Raw genomic sequence first — 24,098 nt, forward strand, 5'->3', positions numbered from 1 at the left:
CGTACGGATTTACGAAAATGATTTTATTATGAGGGTAATTAAACAATCAGTTCGTTAATATGAAGATCCGTTCGAAACTTGCATGGACGTTTATTCTGTTATTAATTTTTGGGATTACCTCCATCAGCAGCTATTCTATTTTGTTCATTCGCGACTATCTGCTCGAAGAAGGGCGCGTTGAGATGGAGCGCGATACCCGGTGGTTGGCCGTAACGGCAGCAAACTTATCTGATGATGAAAATTTCGATAAGCGATTGATTAAGACAGCCCGCACATCGGGATACCAGCTGGCAGTCTACGATTCTACTGGAAAATTAATCGACAGTTATCAAAGTAGCGATACTACTATTACTGCCTCCCCGAAATTGGATGCCGGTATTATGGAAAGTTTGAAGGCTCGCGATAATCTGCCGTTGCTACCCCGTGATTCTGATTCGGAAATTCTGACAAGCTATATCATACTCCCCGATTCTACTGCGGGCGCCATGTTTTTGCAGGCTTCTCAGTTTAAGGATCAGATTTATGAGCCCATCAAAACCATCCGCTGGATAATTTACTACGGGATGTTTATTTCTATAGGGTTGGTAGTGATTGTCAGCATATGGATTGCCCGCTATGTGACAAAACCCATTACTCAGATAAAAGATGCTGCACAGGATATTGCCGATGGGGACGTGGATCGGGAGATCGATATTAACCGTAGTGATGAATTTGGAACACTTGCTACATCACTTAATCAAATGGCATCAAAGCTGCGGGCCGATACCGAGCAGATAAAGCAGTTTGCCGAGAAACAGCGCCAGTTTTTTGCGGATATTACTCACGAAATTCGCAATCCGCTGCACACCATATCCGGCGCGCTGGACATGCTGGAGCTGGATAAATTATCTGAAGAGAAAAAGGATAAATATATCACTACCGCAAAGAAACAGACCGAACGAATTTCCCATCTGTTTAAGGATTTAAAGATCCTTCAGCGATACGACTCTGATGAGTATTTTGTAGAGAGACAGGAATTTGATATGGCTGATATTGCAAAACATATGGAGGACTGGTATTTAGACAAAGCCGAAGAAAAGGGACTGGAATTAAATATAGATCAACATTCTTGCAAAGCTATTGGGGATCCCGGAAAAATTGAACAGGTGATGGATAACCTAATCTCAAATGCGCTGAAGTATACGAATCAAGGATCAGTAGACGTCACCTATACATCCGAAGGTTCTGGGGTTAGGGTAGTAATCGAAGATACCGGAATCGGGATATCAGAAGAACATTTGGATCGCTTATTCGATCGATTTTACCGCACTGATAAAGCGCGCTCCCGCGACAAGGGGGGGACCGGGCTTGGATTGGCTGTAGTAAAGAGCATTTTAAAAGGACATGGTTCTGATATTCACGTAGAAAGTAAAGTGGGTAAAGGAACGCGTTTTTGGTTTACATTGCCCAAAGGGTAAAAGAGTATGCCACTTCAAATCAATTAGACTCATTCTAAATAGAATTCGCCAGCTCTTCTTCAAATTTCCTTCACAAAGAATGACTTTCTTCACCATGATGAATGAGGACTGTGATCAGTAGAATTTTAGAATAGGAAATCAGCCTGTATAGGCTTGAAATAACGAAGTTATTTCTATGGCAGAAGAAGAAAAGCGTATTGGTGTTGTATTGATGAACCTCGGTGGTCCCACTGCCGATTATGCCGTTCGACCATTTTTATATAATCTTTTTAGAGATGAGGACATCATTAAATTGGGTGGCGGAAAATTCCAAGACTTTTTTGCTAAAATAATTTCAAAGTTTCGGGCGCCCAATGTTCAGGAGGATTACGAAGAAATCAATGGATGTCCGAAGGGATGTATGGGAAACAAACACTGCCTGAATCGCAAAAAAAGTATTGTTTCAACTTGCTGTTCACCTATCAACAGTTTGACTGAAAAGCAGCGTCGCGGGTTGGAGAAGTATCTCAAGAATGTGATGGCCGACAATCAGTTTGTGAAGGTCTATACCTGTATGCGCTACTGGCTGCCCTTTGCTGAAACAACACTTCAGGATATGGAAGATGACGGAATTACCCACGCGGTGATGGTACCGCTCTATCCGCAATTTTCATGGACAACAACCGGTAGCAGTTATCGCGACTGGGAAACCAAACGGGATGAGAAGTTTGGTCATGATACGCCTTGGAAAGAATTTCATGTTAAGAATTACCATCTTGATAAAAAGTACCTCTCGGCAATGAACGATCGTATTGATGAGGCTCTGGCCGAGATGGATGAAGAAACCCGTAACAAAACACACTTTATCTTCAGCGCACACGGAACGCCCAAGCTCGAGGTCCGCAGCGGTGATCCCTACACAACGGAGATCAATCAGACGATGGAAGCGATCATGGAGATGCGCGGTTATGACCACGATTATTGGTTGGGATATCAGTCGAAAGTGGGTCCGCAAAAGTGGACGCAGCCCAATACCGCCGAGCTTGTGGAGCGACATATTGAATACGGGATTAAAAACTTTTTGATGATCCCAATCGCCTTTGTGACCGATCATGTGGAAACGCTGTTTGAGTTAGGCGTTGAGCTAGTCGAAGATCTTGAAGAAGAGGGTTATGAGTTTGAAAACCTGAAAGTGATGGAAGGGATCAATGATCATCCAAAATATATTGAAGCCTTGGCCGATCAGGTTTTGGACAAGCTGGACCATGAAGTGGAACAGGAAGAACAAAGATCTAATAAAGTTTCTGCCTAAATAGATGTCAGAACAACCACAAATAACTGATTTTTGTGCTGTTGGCGTTAATCACTGGGAGGCAACCATTGATGTGCGCGAACGCTTCAGCTTGAAAAAGGCTCAGAAACGTGAGCTTATCAAAGGTGCTAAACGTGAAGGTATCAACAGCTTGTTTGTCGTGTCGACCTGTAATCGTACCGAGATTTTTGCCCAGGATGTGACTCCCCAAGAGCTAATTCGCCTTCTGGTGACGTATTCCAATGCCTCGCTGGATGAGTTTCACAATTACGGATTTGAAAAAGAAGGACAGCAGGCAGTTGAGCATCTGTTTCAGGTTACAGTGGGACTCGACTCCCAGATTTTGGGTGATCTTCAAGTTGTAAAGCAGGTAAAAGAAGGATACGAGCTGGCCAGCGAAATGGATGCTGTGGACGGAGAGCTTCACCGCCTAATGCAGCATGTTTTTCGGGCTCACAAACGTTCGCGCAATGAAACATCGCTTGGAGAAGGAGCAGCAACTACCGCTTATGCGGCAGTAAAGTTTGCGGTGAAGACCTTCGAAAATTTGAAAGACAAGGATATTCTTCTGATAGGAACCGGTAAGATTGGCAAGGTTACCTGTAAGAATTTGATCAATCTCGGTGCCCGAAAACTTACGCTTATAAACCGAACGCGAGAACGGGCCGAGTTTGTGGCTGACAAATTTGATCTTCAGGTAGCAGATATGAATCAGATGCCTGATGAAATCGCCGAGGCTGATCTGATTATTGTAGCCACGGGAGCGAAAGAGCCGGTTATTACGCTCGATGATATGAAGCCGTCACTACTCGATCCCAAGTTCAAGGTGATGGTAGACTTGTCAGTGCCTAGAAATATTGATCCTGAAATTGGCGAAATGGATTTTGTGGATTTAGCTAATATGGATTTCTTGACGGATGTGACTGACGAGGCGTATCGTCGGCGCGAAGAGAATATTCCACTGGTTAAAAAGATTATTGAAGATGAGCTGACTGATTATAAAAATTGGCTTAGTAAACAGAAGGTGGTGCCTACCATCAAGGCGTTGACAAATAAGTTTGACTCCATCCGTGAAGACGAATATGATTTCTTTAAGAATAAGATTTCTGAAACGGATAAGGAAAAGGTTGAAAATTTGACTCGTCGTATTGTCAATAAAATAGCTGCCTATTCTATTGAGCATCTTCGTGACCATCATGAGTCCGAAGAGGTGACCAAAGTCGTTAATGATATGTTTAAGCTCGAAACCAACGCAGAAGATGAGTAAGACCATTCGTATTGGTACCCGCGACAGCCAACTTGCTACGTGGCAGGCCAGGGAGGTTGCCAAAGAACTTCAAAAGCTCGGCCACGATACCGAGCTTATTTTTGTTAAGTCGGAAGGTGATCTTGATCTGACGACCCCACTGACCGAAATGGGGGGGAAGGGCGTATTTACGAAGGCGCTCGATGATGCCCAGCTTAACGATGAAATAGACATTGCAGTTCATTCGTTTAAGGATCTACCTACCGAAAATCCCCTTCCGCTAAAGGTGGCTGCCATCATGGAACGAGCTGATGCACGCGACTCCCTGGTTGCACCCGATGGGACCGATTTTTTGGATGACCCTGACTACAAGGCAACCATTGCCACAAGCAGTAATCGCCGCAAAGCGCAATGGCTGCACCGCTATCCCAACCACGAGATTGTAAACATCCGTGGTAACGTAAATACCCGCCTCGAGAAAGTTGAAAAGAACGGCTGGGACGGGGCTATTTTTGCCGCGGCCGGTTTGGAACGCATTGACCTTGGTCATCATATAAGTACTTACCTTGACTGGATGGTATCAGCTGCGGCGCAGGGAGCGATGGCGGTGATGATTCGTGAAGATGACAGCGAGATGGAGTCAATTGTCTCACAGTTAAATCACGATGAAACAGCACTTTGTACAACCATTGAACGTGATTTTTTGCACGATATGGAAGCCGGTTGCAGTGCGCCTGTTGGAGCTTATGCTTTTATTGAAGAAGAACAGGTTCATTTTAAAGCTGTTGCTTTGACACTTGATGGCAGTGAGCGATATGATTTTGAAGACAAAGTATCGGTTGGCGAAGCCGGTGAGCTTGGCCATTCTGCTGCACAAGCACTGCTCAGTGAAGGTGCGATCAAGGTAATTAATGAGATGAAATCAGAGTAAGAAAGTTTAGTGTCATGCTGAATTTATTTCAGCATCTGTAACGTAGTAATTTGAATAGATCCTGAAACAAGTTCAGGATGACATATTTGTTCGTTAATTAAATGAGACAAGACAAGCGAAATATTTTAGTAACACGACCTTTGTCTGCCCAACAGTTTGAATACGCCCGTATTCTGGGATTAGAACCAATTATTGAGCCAGCGCTGCAGTTTAATTTTCCTGATTACTGGGATGGTGTGCTTAAAGTGATTAATGAAAATCTAAAATCAGATTGGGTTTTTACCAGTGTGAATGGCGTAAAAGCACTGAAAGAGTTAATGGATGCCGGGTTGCGCGTTCGTCCCGAGGTGCAACTTTTTGCCGTGGGAGCAAAAACCCGGGAGGCCCTACAGGATTTAGGACTGGATGCTAAGATCCCAAGAAAACAGGATGGCAAACACTTGGCTGAGCTGATCATCGAAGAAGGAAAAATTAATTCGGTGATCTATTTCCACGGCAACTTGAGTCGTGATGAAATGACTGATAAGCTTGAAGAAGACGGTATTGAAGTGATTGAGTTGGAAGTCTATGAAACGATTATCAATCCAGTGGAAATGCCAAAAAAGCCGGTGAGCGGAATCCTGTTTTACAGCCCAAGCGCTGTTGAAGGATTTTCCCAGGGCACAGGGTTTGATGAAGAATTGCCTCCACTGTTTGCCATCGGTCCAACAACGGCCGGCGCGCTTAAAGAGTATACCGATCAACATGTAGAAATTTCCAAACAACCCGATACCGAAGTACTCCTTCGAACTACCGCCGATTATATTTTTAACAAAGAAGGTACAGAAGCCGCGGATTAACACAAGTTTAAAACGGGTAAAGTCGTATCAATCCGTGTAGATCTGCGGCCATAACAAAAAGTATTTATGAGCAAGAATTTTCCAGAACTAAAAAACGATTTACTACTCCGAACCCTACGTGGCGAAGAAGTCGAACGTCCACCGGTGTGGATGATGCGTCAGGCCGGACGTTACCTTCCACAATACATGAAGCTCCGCAAGAAATACACCTTTTTCGAGCGTGTGGAAACCCCTGAGCTGGCCTGCGAAATCACCATCCAGCCCATTGATGAACTTGAGCCCGATGCGGCTATTATCTTTTCGGATATCCTGACGATTCCCCAGGCGCTAGGTATCGATGTGGATTTAGTGAAAGGCAAGGGTCCGGTGATGGATAATCCCATAAGCAGCGTGGATGATGCGTTTTCTATTTTAGCTGAAGATATTCCCGGTAAGCTTAATCATGTGATGGAAGCGATAACGCTGACGCGCAAGGAGCTAAACGGACGCGTGCCGCTGATTGGTTTTGCCGGGGCGCCGTGGACGCTCTTCTGTTATATGGTGCAGGGTGAGGGCTCGAAGAATTTTGCCAAGGCCAAGGCGTTTATGTATCAGCATCCTGATGCGGCCAAGCACGTGATGAAGGAGTTAACCAAGGCAACGATTGATTATCTTAAAGCTCAGATAGAGGCCGGTGCCCAGGTCGTACAGTTATTTGACTCTTGGTCTGGATTATTGAGTCCCGAGGATTTTAACGAGTGGGCGATGCCTTACCTGATGGAAATTTGCGATGCCATCGATGAAGTGCCGGTGATTTTGTTTGCCAAGGGTAGTTGGTATGCCCTAGAGCGACTCAGTTTTAAAAGCAATGCCCAGGCATTGGGACTTGATTGGACCATCACGCCTGAATACGGCCGGGATGCCACGCGTGGCAATATTGTGTTACAGGGGAACTTTGATCCCTCAAAATTGATGATGCCGCAGGATGAAATTCGTCGTCAGACCAAGCGCATGATCGATCGGTTCGGAGTTCAAAATTATATTGCAAACCTGGGACACGGCATTCTGCCGAACATCCCCGTAGAAAACGCCCGCGTTTTCGTGGATACGGTGAAAGAATATCAAGCTAAATAGGACGCAGATTTTTGTCCCCCTTCGAAGGGGGATTAGGGGGATGACCTATAAGCAAAAAACATTATGTCAGCTGAATACGACAATTACGGTTACAATAAAGATCTTAAAGAGCTTGCCCGAAAGCTTCGAAAGGATTCAACCAAAGCTGAAATACGACTTTGGAGTGAATTATTACGAGCAGGAAAAATGAAAGGCTATACCTTTTTACGTCAGCGTCCGGTGTTAAATTATATCGCAGATTTTATGTGTAAAGAGCTTCAGCTTGTAATTGAAATTGATGGATACTCACACGAAAATGAGCGCAAGTGGTATGAGGATAAAGAGCGACAAAAGGAGCTCGAGGAAAAAGGATTTACCGTTCTGCGATTTACTGATGAGGAAGTGATGAATGACCTTAGAAATGTTGAGAGCTCAATAAAAAGTTGGATAGAGAATCATCCCCCTGCCCCCCCTTCAAAGGGGGACTCAAAACCATCCCTGAAGTCACGATTCGAAGACTATATCCGGAATTTGCAGGACAAAATTTGTGATTCCCTGGAAGAAATCGACGGTAAGGCACGATTTCGCCATGATGATTGGGAACGCAATGGCGGGGGCGGTGGACATAGCCGCGTAATTGAAAAAGGCGATGTATTTGAAAAAGGCGGCGTCAATATATCCAGCGTGCATGGAGAACTGCCTGAATTGATACGCAAACGATTTGAAGTGGAACAGGGTTGGTTTTGGGCCGGTGGACTATCGCTCGTTATCCATCCCCAAAGTCCCATGGTGCCCACGGTTCATGCCAACTACCGCTATTTTGAGCTCTATGATGATGCCGAGATGAATAAGGTGCGCGATCAGTGGTTTGGCGGCGGCGCGGATTTGACACCCTATTATTTGTGGGATGAAGACGCGGTACATTTCCACATGGTGCTGAAGGAAGCCTGCGATAAACACGGCAAAGAATTATATCCCCGGTTTAAAAAAGAATGCGACGAATACTTTTATAACGATCATCGATCGGAAGGACGCGGCATCGGTGGGTTGTTTTTCGATTATTTGCGTCCCAATGAGCAGCGTTCGGCTGAGGACTGGTACGATTTTACCACCGGTGTAGGAGATGCTTTTTTGGATAGCTATGTGCCCATTATTGAGCGTAGAAATGATGAACCTTTTACCGATCGCCAGCGGTATTTCCAGGAGATTCGTCGCGGCCGCTATGTCGAGTTTAATTTGATCCATGATCGCGGTACGTTATTCGGCCTTAAAACGAACGGTCGAACGGAGTCCATTTTGATGAGTTTGCCCCCGCGCGTTCGGTGGGATTATGATTTTGAGATCGAAGAAGACAGCCGCGAGGCGTATCTTATTGATCGATTGAAAAATCCTATTGACTGGATCGAATATGGAGAAGAATTAGCCACAGATTAACACAGATAGGCATGGATTAATCAGTATAAATCTGTGTAGATCAGTGGCTATTAAGAAATAAAAGTATCGTGTCATGCTGTACTTGCCGTGTCCCGACTTTTCGGGGTTTCAGCATCTGGAGATATAGATCCCGAAACAAGTTCGGGATGACATGAAAATTTTCAAAAATAATTTATATATATGTCATACGGACAATTTCCCTACATACGCGGACGAAGATTGCGAACATCGGCAGCCATGCGCGATATGGTGGCCGAGCATAACCTAAAACCGGCTGATTTTATCGCTCCTGTTTTTGTGATGGAGGGCGAAAATGAGAAAGCCGAAATTCCATCCATGCCAGATTACTTTCGCTACACGCTGGACTTGCTGATGGATGAAATTCAGGAGTTGAAAGATGTGGGAATTCGCTCGGTATTGGTGTTTGCAAAAGTGCCCGATGAGCTCAAAGATAATAAGGGCACCGAAGCGCTTAATCCCGATGGACTGATGCAGCGGACGGTTCGCGCCATTAAGGATGAATTTCCCGAGATGCTGGTGATGACCGATATCGCAATGGATCCCTACTCGAGTTATGGGCATGACGGCATCGTTGAAGATGGAGAAATTCTGAATGATGAATCGGTTGAAGTGCTGTCAAAAATGGCGGTGAGTCATGCCGAGGCCGGTGTTGATATGGTGGCCCCATCCGATATGATGGATGGTCGCATTGGCGCAATGCGTAAGGCTCTGGATGAAGAAGGATTTGAGCACACCGGTATTATGGCATATAGCGCAAAATATGCCTCAAGTTACTACGGACCGTTTCGGGATGCGCTGGATTCAGCGCCCGGATTTGGAGATAAGAAAACCTATCAGATGGATCCGGCTAATGTTCAGGAAGCTATTAAAGAGGCTAAACTTGATGAACAGGAAGGGGCAGATATCGTGATGGTGAAGCCCGGGTTACCGTATATGGATGTGATTAGAGGCGTGAAAGAAAACGTTTCGGTGCCGGTTTCGGTGTATAATGTCTCCGGAGAATACGCTATGTTAAAGGCCGCTGCTGAGAAAGGGTGGTTGAATGAAGAAGAAGCGATGATGGAAGCACTGGTTGGTTTTAAGCGTGCCGGTGCGGATTTGATTGCTACCTATTTTGCAAAGGCAGCATCAAAGATATTGAATAAGGAGCCCTAAATAACGTTTCGTGTCATGCTGAATTTATTTCAGCATCTATAGCTTTCTATTGCTTGATTAAAGATCCTGAAACAAGTTCAGGATGACACATCAAAAAATCTTAAAGAATTTATGTTAGAAAATAGTAAAAAATTATTTGAGCGAGCACAGCAATTTATTCCCGGGGGCGTAAATTCTCCTGCCAGAGCTTTTAAATCGGTTGGCGGTACGCCCGTATTTTTAGAAAAGGCGAAGGGATCTATTCTTACAGATGTTGATGGCAAAGAATATATTGACTATGTAGGCTCTTGGGGACCAATGATTTTGGGCCACGCTTATGAGCCGGTGATTGAAGCCGTTAAAGAAACAGCGGCCAAATCTACCTCTTTTGGCGCACCGACTGAGATCGAGGTTAAGATGGCAGAATTGGTTAAGCAGATGGTACCTGGAGTGGATAAAATTCGCATGGTGAATTCCGGAACGGAAGCGTGTATGAGTGCCATCCGCGTGGCGCGTGGATATACCGGAAGGGATAAGGTTATCAAGTTCGAAGGAAACTATCACGGTCACGGAGATTCTTTTTTGATTAACGCCGGCAGCGGTGCGCTCACCCTTGGTCAACCGAGTAGTCCGGGAGTTACAGAAGGGACAGCCAAAGATACGTTGACTGCTAACTTTAATGACCTGAACTCCGTTAAGAAACTGCTCAATGAATATGAGGGAGAAGTTGCGGCCATTATTTTAGAGCCTGTTGCTGGCAATATGGGGTGCATTCCCCCCAAAAAGGGTTTTTTGTCCGGGCTTCGCGAGCTATGTGATGCTCATGATGTGGTTCTTATTTTTGACGAAGTAATGACTGGTTTTCGCGTAGCGATGGGGGGAGCACAAGAACGTTACGGTGTTACTGCTGATCTTGTAACTTATGGAAAGATCATTGGTGCAGGATTGCCGGTAGGAGCATTTGGTGGCAAGAAAGAGATAATGGATGTTGTTTCTCCGGTGGGTGATGTCTATCAAGCAGGAACCCTTTCGGGCAATCCGTTGGCAATGGCGGCGGGATACGCGCTACTTACTGAGCTGCATGAGAAGCCCCTACATTATGATGAGCTGGAAGAAAAGACTGTTAAGCTGGCTACAGGACTAAAAGATGTGTTAGAAGAACACAAGGTACCCTTTGTACTTAATCAGGTGGGTTCCATGTTGAGTATCTTTTTTACGGAGCAAGATGAAGTTATTGATTTTAAAACAGCTAATACGACGGACCAGGCGTTTTTTAAGGCTTTTTTCCATCAGATGTTAGAGCATGGAATTTATTTGCCGCCATCACCTTTTGAATCGCTCTTTCTTGCAAATTCATTAACAGATGATCATTTGGAAACGACGATTGAGGCCGCTGATAAATCTATCAAAGAAGCCCTGAAACAGACCTAAAATGAGGATAATTGTGGGCGAATTGATAGAAAAAATGAAAAAGCGGTGGGGCGTTGATAGTTTTGGCGGCTTACTGCTGATCCTTTTTATTTTTGCTATAACCGGAATAACGACGCTTTATATTCGCAAGCTGGCTTTTAGTTGGATAGGAATTGGTCCCGAAACGCCACTCTGGCTAGAGCTTGTAGCATGGATTCTTATCGTATTCCCGTCTTATCAGCTTTTGTTTTTACTATTCGGCTTTGTGATGGGTCAGTTCGAATTTGTGTGGAACTTTGAAAAGAAAAGCCTTAACAGGATCAAGAACCTCTTTACGAGCAATGAGTAAAAAGATTCCTAATCTTCCATCTTTTCAAGCTTTTTCTGTTTTTTACGTGATAATCCTTCTACCACTAAGTTGTACGAATCTTTAATCCATTCTTTTATAATTTCATCGTCGAGCTTACCCTTGGGATTAACAGTGTTCCAATGCTTTTTATTCATGTGATAGCCTGGTTGTACATCTTGATAGAGATCACGAAGCATGGCTGCCTTTACCGGGTCGCATTTTAGATTTATACCGTCGAATTCCTCGACATCGGTGATAGCAAAAATTTTATCCATCACCTTAAAGGCAAGGGTTTTCTCATCATCAAAAGGAAAATCCTCGGTTACACCGTTAAATGACAGGCAAAATTCTCTGAAGTCTTCTATATTCATGTGAAATTGTTACTTGGTAAAGAATTGGTTTATAAAAAACGCCTACAGTTTGTGTGTTAGTCGATATATGCAAAACAATAAATGTCGGTTACCTTGATATAACTGTGCGTCTATTTATGACAGATGATAGTCTCAAGAAAAATGAGACGTTTTTAAATAATTAGTCTTAAAATATAATAATGATCCGGAACTGCAAGTGCTTTTTATGAGCGCATGCAGTTGGTTTTGATTAATTACAGGTTTTGCCAACTTGCAAGAGCCAGCAATATCCAGGCTATGATAAAGCATAGACCACCAATTGGCGTTACTGCCCCCATCCAGCGAATACCACTCACCGAGAGAATATACAGGCTCCCTGAAAATATGATGATCCCGGCTAACATCAACCAGCCGGACCATTGCAGAAGAAAGGAATGCGGGATTAGCTGTGCTATAAGGCCGACAATTAAAAGACCTATGGCGTGATAAAAATGATACTTAACGCCAGTTTCAAAGATATCCAGCATTTCATCCGAAAGCAGTTCTTTTAAACCATGAGCGCCAAAAGCTCCTAACCCCACAGCAAGAGCCATAGAAATAGAACCGATCATCAAAAACAGTTTCTGCATATGAAGTATTACTTTTTATTTGGGAACTCCTCCAATTGATTGCTGTTCGAGCAAATATCAATTGTATTTTTTAAGCTGGCACTAAATAAAAATAGCAAATGAAGCTATTGTGAAGGATCATGGTGTTCTCTCTGAATAAAGGAGTATATCTGCAGATAAAAATTAAGGCTGAAGATTAGCTTATCCTTCAAACCCCACCTCTTTGTGTGTACCATCGCAAAACGGTTTGCCGGACGATTGTCCGCAGCGGCAAAGAGCAACATTTTTAGAGCTGTTTACTGCTTCGTTTGCAATAGAGTGTATCCGATATGTCCCCTCAAGCAAGATCGGTCCGTTATCCATCAGTTTTAAAATTAGTTTATTTTGGGATGGATCTCCGTCTTTGGTGGGATGCAGTTTAGCCTTATCGAAAGAGGCAGGCGCTTCAAAATCGACGTCCTTGTGCGTATTATCACAAAGGGGTTTATTTTCGGATGCCCCGCAGCGGCAGATGGCAACTCGCGTATCTTCGAGTAATGTTTCTCCGTCTGCATTCTGAACCTCAATATCGCCTCGCAGGTAAAGCGGGCCGTTTGGAACAATAGTAATGGTATTCTCGCGTGCCGGAAGCTCTTCTTCAACCCCTTTGTATTTTAGTGCCCCGGTAGGACAGTGGTGCACAACCTCTTTTATTTTTTCGGCAGAAGCTTCTTCGGGAGTAATCCAGGGCTTATTATTTGGATTAAAGACCGAAGGTAAGTTATTGACGCATTCCGCAGAGTGAATGCATCGCTTACTATCAAATTCTACTGTAATACTTTCCGATTCGTAATTGTGTATCTTTTTTTCCATAGCACTAAAATCCTTGATTTGTTTTGTACATAAGATATATGATTTATGTAGATCGTCAAGCGGACAAAAGATTTATATATTACAGCGCTTTAAAAAAGTTGAATCAATAAATGGATATGGATAAAAAGATTCGGTATGGAATGGTGGGGGGAGGACCGGGAAGTTTTATTGGGAAGGTGCATCGCATGGCGGCTAATTTGGATGGGATGATGCAGCTAACGGCGGGAGTATTTTCTTCAGATCCCAGGAAATCCAAGAAAATGGGGCGAGAGCTGGGGATCGAAAATGATAGGGTATATGATACTTTTCAGCAGATGGCCCAAAAAGAAGCTTCATTGTCTGATGGTGAGCGCATCGATGTGGTAAGTGTCACGGTACCCAATCACCTGCACTATGAGGTATGTAAAACTTTTATAGAAGCAGGCATTCATGTGATCTGTGATAAGCCTATGACTAACACTATTGAAGAAGCCGAACAGCTCTGTCGATTAGTAAATGCGCACGATACAATTTTTGCGGTTACCTATAATTATTCGGGTTATCCGATGGTAAAGGAAGCAAGAACCTTGGTGCAGGACGGGGAGCTGGGGTCACTTCGGAAAGTAGTAGTGGAATATCCCCAGGGGTGGTTGTCCGATTCAGTAGAAAAGGAGAAGGATGTTTGGCGGTTGGATCCCAATGTGGCAGGCGTATCTGCAACTGTGGCTGATATTGGAACCCACGCCGAGCATTTGGTCCGTTACATTACAGGGACTAAGCTCAAGGAGTTATATGCTGATATTCATGCCTTCGGTGAAGGTCGTAAGCTTGAAGATGATGCCAGTATGTTGGTGCATTACGAACATGGATTGCGAGGAATTTTGTATGCATCCCAGGTTGCCATAGGAGAAGAGAATGGTCTGAGAATTCGACTTTATGGGGATGAGGCCGCCCTCGAATGGGAGCAGGAGAATCCCAATTATTTACGAATAAAGTATCCTGACAAGCCAGAGAAAATCTACAAAAGAGGAAATGATTATCTTTCGGATGGTGCAAATTATCATAACCGTATACCGGCGGGACATCCTGAAGGTTTTATAGAGGCCTTTGCTAATATTTATTCAAATGTAGCCGAGGTGATTGCAGCTCGTCGGTCGGGAGATAAGCCTAATAAGTTAGCACAGGACTTTCCATCCGTTGAGGATGGGGCTCGTGGCGTGCATTTTATCCATAAAGCTATAGAAAGTGGCAACAATAATGAGTGGATTGCAATGGATTACGAACCACGGGCTACCAACCCTAAAAATCCATAGGATTGGGGTGACTAAATTTATAGTTAAGCATCATTTTTAGTTTTCTATTTGAAACAATTTTGTACTCTTTGCTTTCGTCGTCATTAAAGGTCGGGGGTTCTAGGTCCATCGCTTTGGCCACTGCGGGATAGTACATTTTTTTGGGTGGATGCCCGTCGGAAACACCATTGAAAATTTGCCCAGTAATATTTTCTTCGATAATCTTTTGGATAATATTAATGCAATCTTTCTGGTGAATGAGATTAACGGGTGCATTACCCTTGGATATATTTTTTCGTCCGGCCAGGTATTTAACGGGATGGCGGTCATGACCATATAATCCACCAAATCGAATAACGGTAGTCTCAAACCCCGACTCTTTTCGAAGCATCTGTTCAGCTTCCAAAAGAGCATTCCCGGAGGCACGAGAGGCCTTTCCTTTTTTAGTATCCTCTTCGCTTACAATACCTGCCTTTTCCGGGTATACAGAAGTTGAACTTATAAATACCACAAAATTTATGGGTGACTCAGAAAGCCGGTCAATAACTGCCTGTATCTGCTGCTGATGAAATTCTTTGACATTATCTTTGCTTCGACCGGGTGGGATGTTGAGAACAAGCACATCAGCATCCCAAAAATCCTCACAGTTATCACAGTGCAAGCCGGGTGTTAACTCCAGAAGAAAAGGCTGTATCTCTTTTCCCTTGAGAAGTTGCAGTTTTTCTTCACTTGTTGTTGACCCTTTGATTTGATGTCCTTCGTCGCGAAGCCGTTCGGCCAACGGCAGGCCAAGCCATCCGCAGCCCAAAATGCTGATTTTCATAGTTGGTTAATTGTCTAAAAAGAAATTCGGTTTAATATCTAAAAAGCAAAACCCAATATCATTGTTGGAACAAAATGCAGGGTATGGAATAAAATGATAGGTATTAAGTTCAATAACGAATGCTAAAATAAACTATTCTGTCATGAAACAATTAACAATTTATTTCGCAGCAATTTTATTTGTTTTAGGATTTACTGCTTGCACCGAAAAGTCAGAGCGTAATACACCACAGGCAAAAGAAGGGGTGGAAGAAACTATACAATCAGCTCAAAAGGAAGTTGAAGTAAAGAAGCAGGAATTCCTTAACAATGTTGAAGAAGAGCTTGCTGAACTTGAGAGGGATATGGAGGAGCTGAAACAGAAAATTGATAGAGAATCAGAAGAAAAGAAATCCGAGCTCGAAAAACAGTGGGAGAGTCTGAATGACAAAAAGGATAAGCTTGAAAATGGTTTGGAAGAATTAAGGGCTAAGGCCGATGAGAGCTGGTATGATCTCAAGGAGAACATTGATGATCAGCTTGACAGTGTCGAAGAATCATTCAACAACTTGAAAGAGGATTTGAGTGTCGACTCGTAGTTTATATTTCACCTACTCATTCTACAGCTCTGCTGTAGAACAATGCTTCTATATATAACTATAAATAAGAAAGGCTCCCCACCAAAGGTCGGGAGCCTTATTAATTATGTATCACCCTGAACTCCGAGGTTTCGGGGTAAGTTTTGTTTCAGGATCTATGGTTATTCTTCTTCCATATATGGATACGTCCAGTCTTTGGCCGGAACGGTCGTTTCCTTGATAGAACGGACTGAAATCCAGCGCATCAGGTTGGCAGCACTTCCGGCCTTGTCGTTGGTTCCGGATTTGCGCGCTCCGCCAAAGGGCTGCTGGTTGACGATCGCTGCCGTCGGCTTGTCGTTGATGTAGAAGTTGCCGGCAGCCTGACGCAGATAGTCTGCCATCTTGTTAAGCGCATAGCGTTCTTGGGCAAAAATAGCACCTGTCAACGCATATGGTGAGGTATTGTCACACAGCTCAAGTGTTTCGTCGAATTTATCATTTTCATAGACATAGACCGTGAGCACCGGACCAAAGATCTCTTCTTCCATAGTCTTGAATTTCGGATCGTGAGCCTGCACCAGGGTCGGCTCAATAAAGTATCCTTCCGAATCGTCATAATCGCCGCCGTAAAGAATTTCGGCGTCATCAGATTCCTTGACGTAATCGATGTAGGAAGAAATATTATCGAATGCTTTCTGGTCGATTACAGCGCCCATGAAGTTGGTGAAGTCTTCTACGTCGCCGTACTTCACATCTTTAACTTCATCAAGGAACTTCTCGCGGAACTCTGGCCAGATTGATTCCGGCAGATACATGCGCGAAGCCGCTGAGCATTTCTGTCCCTGGTATTCATAAGCAGCACGGATAGCTGCAATAACAACGGCATCGACATCGGCCGATTCATGAGCAAAAATGAAGTCCTTACCGCCTGTTTCACCGACAATGCGAGGATACGTGTTATAATGCTCAATATTTTCGGCAATGCTTTTCCATAGATGCTGGAACGTACCAGTAGATCCGGTAAAGTGTAATCCTGATAAATGCTCACTTTGCAGGACAGGATCACCGACATCAGGACCGTGGCCCGGCAGAAAGTTAATCACGCCATCGGGCATGCCGGCCTCTTTCAATACTTTCATGATAAAGTAGCTGGAATAGATCGAGGATAATGCCGGTTTCCACAGCGACACATTGCCACACAGCGCAGGAGCCAGCGGCAGATTCCCGGCAATTGCGGTAAAATTGAAAGGCGTTACGGCAAAGACGAATCCCTCAAGCGGACGGTATTCCATCTGGTTCCACATGCCGTCCGGAGAATACGGCTGATCTTTATAGATCTCTTGCAGGTAATAGGCGTTAAAGCGTAAGAAATCCGCAAATTCTCCAACCGCCTCAATTTCAGACTGGTGAGGGGTTTTCGACTGTCCCAGCATCGTAGAAGCATTCATCGTGTAACGATAGGGACCGGTTATGAGATCAGCAGCCTTTAAATAGATTGCTGCCCGATCTTGCCAGGGCATCTCAGCCCACCCTTTTCTTGCTTCAAGTGCTGTTTCAATAGCCATTTCCACCTCTTTTTCACCACAAAGATGAACAGTACCCAGCTTGTGGCTGTGATTGTGGGGCATGACTACATCTTTTTGACGATCAGTTGTTACTTCCTTACCGCCAATAATCGCCGGAATTTCAATCTCCTGATTTTTTAGCCGGTCCAGTTCTTTACGGAGTTCCTCACGTTCGGGCGTGCCGGGAGCGTATGAGTTATAGGACTCATTTTCCGGTTCCCGAATTTCAAAAAATGCATTAGCCATAATAATTAGGTTGCTTTTAATTCGGATTTTCTTAAAAAATAATACTTGCTGATTTTGTCTATGAAGGTACTAAATTTTTAACAGAATTGGAGTTTGTAAACTCTTGGAAATTGTTACTGTCCTTTTAAAAACGTTTGAACTTTTTTAGCCGTTTCAAATCCCGATAAAATGCAGTCGGGTACCGATACGCCGCCTCGAAAGTTGCCTTCGATAAAAAGACCTTTTTGTTGTTTTTCGGCTTCGTTTATCTGGTTGAGAAATCGATCATACCCCACTTCATATTGGGGAATCGTTTGGGGCCAAAAGCGGTAATGCGAAAATACTGGTTCCCCGGTGATATCCAGCAGCTCTCTAATTTCAGATAAAACGGTATTTTGTAACTTTTGTTGGCTATTTTCCGCAAGTTCCGGATTCCTCGCCCCACCTATAAAACAAGTCAGCAGTTGATGATTTTCAGGAGCTCTGCCGGGAAATAATGAGGATGAAAATAGCACTCCCAATGTTTTACGGTTTTCCGCTTCGGGAATAAGCATTCCAAAACCATCAAGCGGATGACCAATCTGTTCATCAGAGAAGCCTAATGCTACAACACTTAGGGGGGCATATGGCAGATTATCAAGCGGCTTGAAAACAGAATTATTAAACAAAGTTGAGAGGGAATGTGCCGGAAGCGTTGAAATAATGATATCATGCTCACCAGTAAAAGTATTGTTGTTTTGTTGCCCCCTGACAATCCATTTTTCACTATTATTAACGACAGACTGTATTTCTGTTTCGGTTTGGACCCCTTTCTTCAGAGTATCAGCTATTGCTATTGGTAATTGCTGATTCCCCTTTTCAAAAGAGAGTAAGGCGCGTCTTGGGGAATTGCTATTGAGATCACGCTTGAACATCCCCATGAACAAACTGCCGTGTTGCTGTTCCAAATTCCAGAGCGGTTCAAAGGTGTGTTTAACCGATAGCTTTTTAGGATCACCGGCATAAATTCCGGATACAAATGGATTTACAGCATAATCCAGGGGTTCGGTGCCGAGACGACGTGTGACAAAATCAGCAATGGACTCATCCTCTTTATTTGATTGTGAAACAAAAGGCTCTTGGAGTAATCTGAATTTTGCTCTCAAGGATAAGAGACTGGTTGTCAAAAAACTGCCCAGCGACATTGGTAGAGGAGTAAGGTGATTGTGTTTAACGATGAATCTCTTTTTGGCAGTTTTACCCGCTTCGATACTGCTTTTTTTAAGATTTAATTCCTCCAGAAGATTCCAAACCTCCTTCGATTTGACCATTAGCGTGTTGGGTCCCTCTTCGACCAACCATCCATTTTCTTGATGGGTTTTGATGGCTCCACCTACTTGGTTCTCCTTTTCATAGACCGTTACATTGATATTATTTTGAGATAATTTATAGGCTGCTGATAATCCCGAAATTCCTGCCCCAAGTATGCCAACAGATGGTTTTTTATTGGTCATTGTACCATAAATTCAATACATTTTGTAGCTTAATTAGAATTAATCTAATTAAGATCAGTGTGGTTGCTTACACCAAAATGATAGTAATAAAATATTAATGACAAGTGAAGACTGAGGATTTATAATTATGAAAAATGTATTAAAAGTACTGGCAGTCGGAATTGCTGCTTTTTTCTTGAGTTCATGTGGAGATACAACCGAAGATGAATTGGTTGTATATTCAGGGCGAAGTCAAGGATTGGTTGATCCCTTGGTAGAGGATTTTAAAGAGCAAACCGGCATTAACATTGAGGTGCGTTATGGTAATGATGCTGAACTTCTGGCTGTGATGAGTGAAGAAGGTGATCAAAGTCCGGCCGATATCTACTGGGCTAATACGACCGGAGCTTTGGCGAATGCTTCTCAGGAAGGAAAACTGGTTTCGCTTCCCGATTCGTTGACATCAAAGCCGGCTTCTTATACTTCTTCATCAGGAGAATGGATACCGGTGACCGTCCGATTTCGGACATTGGCTTATAATTCCAATGAAGTTGACGAGGCAGATCTCCCCGAATCAGTTATGGATATCCCATCACTGGAACAGTTTGATGGACGCATAGGATGGACGCCAACGTATTCCAGTTTTTACGATTTTATGACCAGCATGCGTCTTATCCAAGGAGATGATGTGGCCATGAAATGGCTGGAAGGTATGAAGAAATTGAATCCTAAATCATACAGCTCAAATACGCCCATGCTGCAGGCCCTGGCCGGTGGTGAAATTGATATCGCACTTACCAATCATTATTACATTTTAAGGATGAAATATGGAAGTTCAGGAAATCAATCTTCAGATACCGATACGGATTCAGATTCGGACACTTCCATGGATGCCGGGGATTTTGACGCTGGGTCAAAGGTAGAAACATATCATTTTGCTGAAGGCGATGTCGGTAATTTGGCTATGGTAACCGGTGCAGCACAACTTACTACGGCCGAGGATCCCGAAAAAGCCCAGCAGTTTTTAAGCTTTTTGCTATCGCAGCAGGCACAAAAGTTTGCAGCAGAATCAGTGCACGAATATCCGGTGATTCGTGATGTGGAGCTGCCGGATTATATGCTTGATGCTGAGGATGCTTTTGAGCTTAGTCCAGAATATGATTACGAACAGCTTAAACAGTTAGAGGGGACTTTAAACATGCTTCGTGAAGCAGGATTGATTTAGCAGAATTTTGCTAATGAGTTTGAAAAGCCTTGCCAGTTTTTGGCAGGGCTTTTTTATGGATTATATTTCTATGCCAACGGATACATAAAAATTGCGAATCTTGGCTGGAATAATACCGGGACCGGGATAGCCGGTAGCTCGTCGCGTAAAATACTTTTCATTCATCAGATTATTGACGCCCCCTTCCAGCGTAAATCGGCTAAAGCTGTATTTAGCGGATAAATCCATCACTTTATAAGAAGGAATAATGCCCTCAATAGCTGTAGGAGTACGCCTAGCATTCGAAGCATCAGAGAAATGTTCTGCTACATAGGAAAATTGATAGGATGCTTCAAAACCGCCTTTAGATAAGGTGAGTCCCGTTTTGAAATTAAGAGGGGGAACGAGCTCTACGTCATTACCTTCAATGCCGGGTTCATCAGACTCACTGTACGTGGCGTTAATCAGAGCGAGATTTGTAAAAACTGAGAGACGGGTATCAGTATCAAGATTAAGAAGTTTCAGCAGGTTAGCCTCGGCAAATGATTCGATGCCGTAGATTTTGGCATCAGCTATATTGGTGCGGTACCGAAAAGTCCGATCAATTAAGCCATTGAATTTTGGGTTTGGTTCGGTGCGAAGAACTGTACCGATCCGATCTTCATAAGAAAGGTGAAACGCAGTGACATCATATTGAAAGAGGTCATCAATTTGCCCGCGAATCCCCAGGTCGATATTATAGCCGCGCTCATCCTGTATATTGGGATCTACTTCCAGGTTACCGACATCGACGCGGATATCATTAAAATTCATAGCGCGATAGTTCTGGGAGAAGTTTCCGTAGATTTCCAGTTCACTGCTTGGCCGGTAACTGGATCCGATACCAAACAGTACAAGTGATCGTTCTCGACTGCGGTCTTCGGTAATGCGTTCATCGACCAGAATATTGCCGGCCAAATCTCTTACGATGTTGCGATAATACCCTTCGGCTTCGGTTTTAATATATTCAAAGCGCAGGCCGGGTGTTATGCTGAACTTAGGTGTTATGTTGAATATGTTTTCGACAAATACGGACCGGTTTTGGCTGGGCAGATCAAAGTCGGACCCTTCGAGATTGGCAGGGTTCAGATATCGAAAGTGGGGTTCACTTCCGGCCGGACCATTACCTTGGCGGCGATGAGTATAGCCGTTATAAAAACGGGTGCCAGCCAAGAAAACAGATATCCCATCAAGAAAATTATACCGGTGAATCAGCCGCGTTTCGTTGCCCCAGTTTTGGAAGTCATCTTTAAGCAAATCTCGTTCTCCTCCGAAATCAAGTCGATCTATACGCTGCAGGTTACCAAGGGCATCACGACCGGCAAGCAGGCCAAAAAAGCGGCTATTGATTCTGGTTTTACTGTTAAAGATGTAATCTGCATCGAGGGCAAAAATATTCCAGTTCACTTTGAACCAGTTTCGTTCCCGGTTTGATTGGCTGGGATCATCGTAAAACTGGGCGTCGGTCAATCCGCCTGGCTGCTGCGCCAGATAATGCATGTGGGTGTACTCAGGCGTCAAGGTAAGCTTTTCGCTCAGATTGAGATCAAAGGAAACATATGCGGTATGTTGATCCAGCTGTGAATTCGGCCGCCACCCATCACTGGTTTTATATTGGTAAAAACCATAATAGCTGACGTCACCTTTTGTACCTCCCACGCTGTTAAAGGAATTAAATAATCCGAATGAACCAACAGATTGATTGGTATTTAGCTTGAAGGGGGTATCTTCGGGACCGTCCTTAAACTCAAAGTTTAGCATACCGCCAAACTGTGTTCCGTATTGTAGCGAAGCCGCACCCCGAATGATCTCAATGCGTTTTAAGGCTTCTACAGGAGGTGTATAGTAGCTCTCGGGATATCCGAGGGCATCAGCGGCGATATCGTATCCGTTTTGTCGTGTGTTGAAATTGGAATTGCGTTTGGGACTCAGCCCGCGTCCGCCCACGCTGGTTTGTATGCCGGCATCCCCGCTCTGCCAGATATTTAGACCGGGCACTTTAGAATAGATCTGCCGGTTGTTATTTGTTGCCTTGTTGACAACCATATCCTCAAGAACGAGCACTTCATTTTTTTTGCTCTCGTTGATGGTTACTCCTTCAACGGATTGTAGTCGAGTGATTCCACTTGTTTGCTGCTGTTGTTTTGCGTCTACAACAACTTCTGCCATTTCACTCTCAAACCCCTGGAGTTCAAAATTCTTTTCTGTGTCGCTTGTTATAGTTACGGCTTTGCTTTGTGTTTGCTTGCCGGGATAATATGCGATTACAACATATTTGCCGGATGTCAGGTCACGAATGACATATTGTCCCTGCTGATTGGTAGAGGTTTTGGATTGATATTGAATCGGCAGCTTTCCTTGGGTTTCCGAGTTGCTTTCAGAAACATAGATGCTCACCTCCTCAATAGGGTCGCCACTGTCATCCGTAACGGTACCCGATAAAGTAAAACTTTGAGCAAATGCTAAATCAAAAAAGGAAAGGATCAAACAAAGTAAAAAGGGTATTGCACGAAGCTTCATCATTGTAGATTCTTAAACCAGTTTTGTTGTTTCTCGTTAAAGGGTAGAATCCAGTCTTTGTGAGCAAACCCGCGTTCTTGCTCAGTCAGATCTACGTTGGGATCAATTAAAGGTTGGCTGCGCCGCCCGTTTAATGTGACATGAGATTCTGCTGTGATTATTACATCCCAGCCAAAGTTTTTCTGGTACTGGTCTTCAAGATGATGGGCAAATTGCAGAATCATGTCCGGTCGTGTAGACATCTCCTTTTCTTGGTTTGGTGTGAGGTAGTCCCAGTTCCTTACCTGCCATTTGTTCCCTGTTTCGGGATTTCGGATATGAAAGGTAGCATGTCCTGCTTTTTCCATCAGCATAACCCGCCATGAAAAGCGAAATCCTTGTTCAGTCCAGAAAAGATTACCCGGATAGAGCATAAAGCGAAGCGGCACTAAAAACTGAAGTACAAAATGAATGATCAGGATACCGCTTATAATACTATTTGTGCTTTTGGTGAGCTGAAATTTTTTGTTCTCAGCAGGTTTGGTTTCGGGCATGGAAAACGGAAGATAGGTTATAGCACTGGATATGAACCGAATAATTCTTTGATGGAAAGACGCTGAAAAGAAAATGAGCGTACACAAAATCATAATGAACGGGAACATCCCGATCTGAAACAGGAACCACGTGAACATGTGAAAAACGATCACAGCCAGGTATGCCAGAACTCGGGTCCGTTTCCAGAGTAGAAAAAAGGCAATGGTTAGATCGTAAAAGGCACCTGCCCAGCTGAAGATATAGGCGCTTACCGTATATTCAAGCAGGGGGCCGACGATGGGGAGGTCGGCATTTGCGGGTAGCCAGATTTGGAGCGGCATGGCATTGAGAAGCCAGTCGGGATTGAGTTTGGCTACGCCGGCAAAAAAGTATACAAGTCCTAGTTGCAGTTTAAAGATGTTAATTGTCCAGGCGGGTACGTTTTCACGTCGAAGCGAAGGTTTGCGAAGGACGTCAAGGGAAAAGCTTCGGTTGGCTGGTACGAACATCAGCAGAAAACTTACGATGCTGACAAAATAGTAATGATTTAAGTAGTTTGTTTTGTCGATGAGTTCGACATAGGTGAAAGCCAGGAAAAAGAAAACGATACCGAAGCGATAAAAATAGCCCAGCATGATGGACAGGGCAGCCAAGCCCATCCCCAGAAATAACAGGTACATGCCCGTTTCACCCAGCGGCGTGACCCAGTCAAAGCCGTAAAAAGTAAAAAAGTAGTCAGGTTTTATATACAGCTCATAAATCCATCCGTTGGCGGCAAATCTTATAATGCTTACCAACATGATGAATCCAAAAAGGAAACGGAATACCGCCAGTGGGGCAATAGAAGCCCTTCCTGTAATATGCTTTTTAATGGCCTCGGGAATCATTCGTCG

The 24,098-nt window shown here is 43.9% G+C and carries 21 protein-coding genes; 13 read left to right on the forward strand and 8 right to left on the reverse strand.

Annotated elements, in window-relative coordinates:
• Nucleotides 1-59 precede the first annotated feature (59 nt).
• From ACT3IB_RS06240 to ACT3IB_RS06285, 10 genes are all read left to right on the forward strand, one after another.
• Nucleotides 60-1,457: a sensor histidine kinase gene (locus ACT3IB_RS06240; RefSeq protein WP_491538142.1), complete on the forward strand. Its 1,398-nt coding sequence runs from the start codon at nucleotides 60-62 to the stop codon at nucleotides 1,455-1,457.
• A gap of 175 nt (nucleotides 1,458-1,632) precedes the next feature.
• Entirely contained in the window at nucleotides 1,633-2,748 is a 1,116-nt protein-coding gene (gene hemH, locus ACT3IB_RS06245; RefSeq protein WP_491538143.1) for a ferrochelatase, read from the forward strand.
• A gap of 4 nt (nucleotides 2,749-2,752) precedes the next feature.
• Nucleotides 2,753-4,015, forward strand: a complete 1,263-nt coding sequence (hemA, locus tag ACT3IB_RS06250; protein ID WP_491538144.1) for a glutamyl-tRNA reductase — start codon at nucleotides 2,753-2,755, stop codon at nucleotides 4,013-4,015.
• The gene (gene hemC, locus ACT3IB_RS06255) at nucleotides 4,008-4,925 is read left to right on the forward strand and encodes a hydroxymethylbilane synthase (RefSeq protein WP_491538145.1); all 918 of its coding nucleotides are present in this window, start codon (nucleotides 4,008-4,010) and stop codon (nucleotides 4,923-4,925) included. The genes hemA and hemC overlap by 8 nt, the downstream gene beginning before the upstream one ends.
• Before the next feature lie 101 nt (nucleotides 4,926-5,026).
• Nucleotides 5,027-5,764 (forward strand): uroporphyrinogen-III synthase, encoded by a 738-nt coding sequence (locus ACT3IB_RS06260; protein ID WP_491538146.1) that lies wholly within the window; start codon nucleotides 5,027-5,029, stop codon nucleotides 5,762-5,764.
• A 66-nt stretch (nucleotides 5,765-5,830) separates the two neighbouring features.
• Nucleotides 5,831-6,877, forward strand: a complete 1,047-nt coding sequence (gene hemE / locus ACT3IB_RS06265) for a uroporphyrinogen decarboxylase (RefSeq protein WP_491538147.1) — start codon at nucleotides 5,831-5,833, stop codon at nucleotides 6,875-6,877.
• Nucleotides 6,878-6,940: 63 nt separating this feature from the next.
• Nucleotides 6,941-8,290, forward strand: a complete 1,350-nt coding sequence (gene hemF, locus ACT3IB_RS06270) for an oxygen-dependent coproporphyrinogen oxidase (RefSeq protein ID WP_491538148.1) — start codon at nucleotides 6,941-6,943, stop codon at nucleotides 8,288-8,290.
• A gap of 180 nt (nucleotides 8,291-8,470) precedes the next feature.
• The gene (hemB, locus tag ACT3IB_RS06275) at nucleotides 8,471-9,466 is read left to right on the forward strand and encodes a porphobilinogen synthase (protein WP_491538149.1); all 996 of its coding nucleotides are present in this window, start codon (nucleotides 8,471-8,473) and stop codon (nucleotides 9,464-9,466) included.
• 111 nt (nucleotides 9,467-9,577) lie between these two features.
• On the forward strand, nucleotides 9,578-10,876 hold the full coding sequence (gene hemL, locus ACT3IB_RS06280; protein WP_491538150.1) for a glutamate-1-semialdehyde 2,1-aminomutase: 1,299 nt from the start codon (nucleotides 9,578-9,580) through the stop codon (nucleotides 10,874-10,876).
• A gap of 1 nt (nucleotide 10,877) precedes the next feature.
• Nucleotides 10,878-11,204, forward strand: coding sequence for a DUF6787 family protein (locus ACT3IB_RS06285; RefSeq protein WP_491538151.1), 327 nt, complete (start codon nucleotides 10,878-10,880; stop codon nucleotides 11,202-11,204).
• 8 nt (nucleotides 11,205-11,212) lie between these two features.
• On the opposite strand, the gene ACT3IB_RS06290 is transcribed toward ACT3IB_RS06285, so the two are convergent.
• The 3 genes from ACT3IB_RS06290 to ACT3IB_RS06300 all read right to left on the reverse strand — a co-directional run bounded on the left by ACT3IB_RS06290 (nucleotide 11,213) and on the right by ACT3IB_RS06300 (nucleotide 13,014).
• A complete protein-coding gene (locus ACT3IB_RS06290) occupies nucleotides 11,213-11,575 on the reverse strand; it encodes an MmcQ/YjbR family DNA-binding protein (RefSeq protein ID WP_491538152.1) in 363 nt (120 codons plus the stop codon).
• Nucleotides 11,576-11,808: 233 nt separating this feature from the next.
• A complete protein-coding gene (locus tag ACT3IB_RS06295; RefSeq protein WP_491538153.1) occupies nucleotides 11,809-12,183 on the reverse strand; it encodes a DUF423 domain-containing protein in 375 nt (124 codons plus the stop codon).
• 180 nt (nucleotides 12,184-12,363) lie between these two features.
• Complete coding sequence (locus ACT3IB_RS06300) at nucleotides 12,364-13,014, reverse strand: CDGSH iron-sulfur domain-containing protein (RefSeq protein ID WP_491538154.1); 651 nt, start codon at nucleotides 13,012-13,014, stop codon at nucleotides 12,364-12,366.
• Nucleotides 13,015-13,130: 116 nt separating this feature from the next.
• Here ACT3IB_RS06300 and ACT3IB_RS06305 point away from each other — a divergent pair, with 116 nt between their 5' ends.
• Nucleotides 13,131-14,306, forward strand: a complete 1,176-nt coding sequence (locus ACT3IB_RS06305) for a Gfo/Idh/MocA family protein (protein ID WP_491538155.1) — start codon at nucleotides 13,131-13,133, stop codon at nucleotides 14,304-14,306.
• Here the strand turns inward: ACT3IB_RS06305 and ACT3IB_RS06310 are convergent.
• The gene (locus tag ACT3IB_RS06310; RefSeq protein ID WP_491538156.1) at nucleotides 14,293-15,108 is read right to left on the reverse strand and encodes an SDR family oxidoreductase; all 816 of its coding nucleotides are present in this window, start codon (nucleotides 15,106-15,108) and stop codon (nucleotides 14,293-14,295) included. The two genes, ACT3IB_RS06305 and ACT3IB_RS06310, sit on opposite strands and share 14 nt — an antisense overlap.
• Nucleotides 15,109-15,250: 142 nt before the next feature.
• On the opposite strand from ACT3IB_RS06310, the gene ACT3IB_RS06315 reads away from it, so the two are divergent.
• On the forward strand, nucleotides 15,251-15,685 hold the full coding sequence (locus ACT3IB_RS06315; protein ID WP_491538157.1) for an Rnase Y domain-containing protein: 435 nt from the start codon (nucleotides 15,251-15,253) through the stop codon (nucleotides 15,683-15,685).
• 161 nt (nucleotides 15,686-15,846) lie between these two features.
• Here the strand turns inward: ACT3IB_RS06315 and pruA are convergent, their stop codons facing one another.
• Both pruA and hemG read right to left on the reverse strand, forming a co-directional pair.
• Nucleotides 15,847-17,478, reverse strand: coding sequence for an L-glutamate gamma-semialdehyde dehydrogenase (pruA, locus tag ACT3IB_RS06320; RefSeq protein ID WP_491538158.1), 1,632 nt, complete (start codon nucleotides 17,476-17,478; stop codon nucleotides 15,847-15,849).
• Nucleotides 17,479-17,591: 113 nt separating this feature from the next.
• The gene (hemG, locus tag ACT3IB_RS06325; RefSeq protein WP_491538159.1) at nucleotides 17,592-18,950 is read right to left on the reverse strand and encodes a protoporphyrinogen oxidase; all 1,359 of its coding nucleotides are present in this window, start codon (nucleotides 18,948-18,950) and stop codon (nucleotides 17,592-17,594) included.
• 127 nt (nucleotides 18,951-19,077) lie between these two features.
• Between hemG and ACT3IB_RS06330 the strand changes: the two genes are divergently transcribed.
• Nucleotides 19,078-20,154 carry an extracellular solute-binding protein gene (locus tag ACT3IB_RS06330; RefSeq protein WP_491538160.1) on the forward strand — a complete coding sequence of 359 codons (1,077 nt, stop codon included), beginning with the start codon at nucleotides 19,078-19,080 and terminating at the stop codon, nucleotides 20,152-20,154.
• A gap of 60 nt (nucleotides 20,155-20,214) precedes the next feature.
• Here ACT3IB_RS06330 and ACT3IB_RS06335 read toward each other — a convergent pair whose 3' ends face one another.
• On the reverse strand, nucleotides 20,215-22,695 hold the full coding sequence (locus ACT3IB_RS06335; protein WP_491538161.1) for a TonB-dependent receptor domain-containing protein: 2,481 nt from the start codon (nucleotides 22,693-22,695) through the stop codon (nucleotides 20,215-20,217).
• On the reverse strand, nucleotides 22,692-24,092 hold the full coding sequence (locus ACT3IB_RS06340; RefSeq protein WP_491538162.1) for an HTTM domain-containing protein: 1,401 nt from the start codon (nucleotides 24,090-24,092) through the stop codon (nucleotides 22,692-22,694). Before ACT3IB_RS06340 ends, ACT3IB_RS06335 begins: the two co-directional genes overlap by 4 nt.
• Nucleotides 24,093-24,098 lie beyond the last annotated feature (6 nt).

Source organism: Fodinibius sp. GM21, from assembly GCF_058386955.1.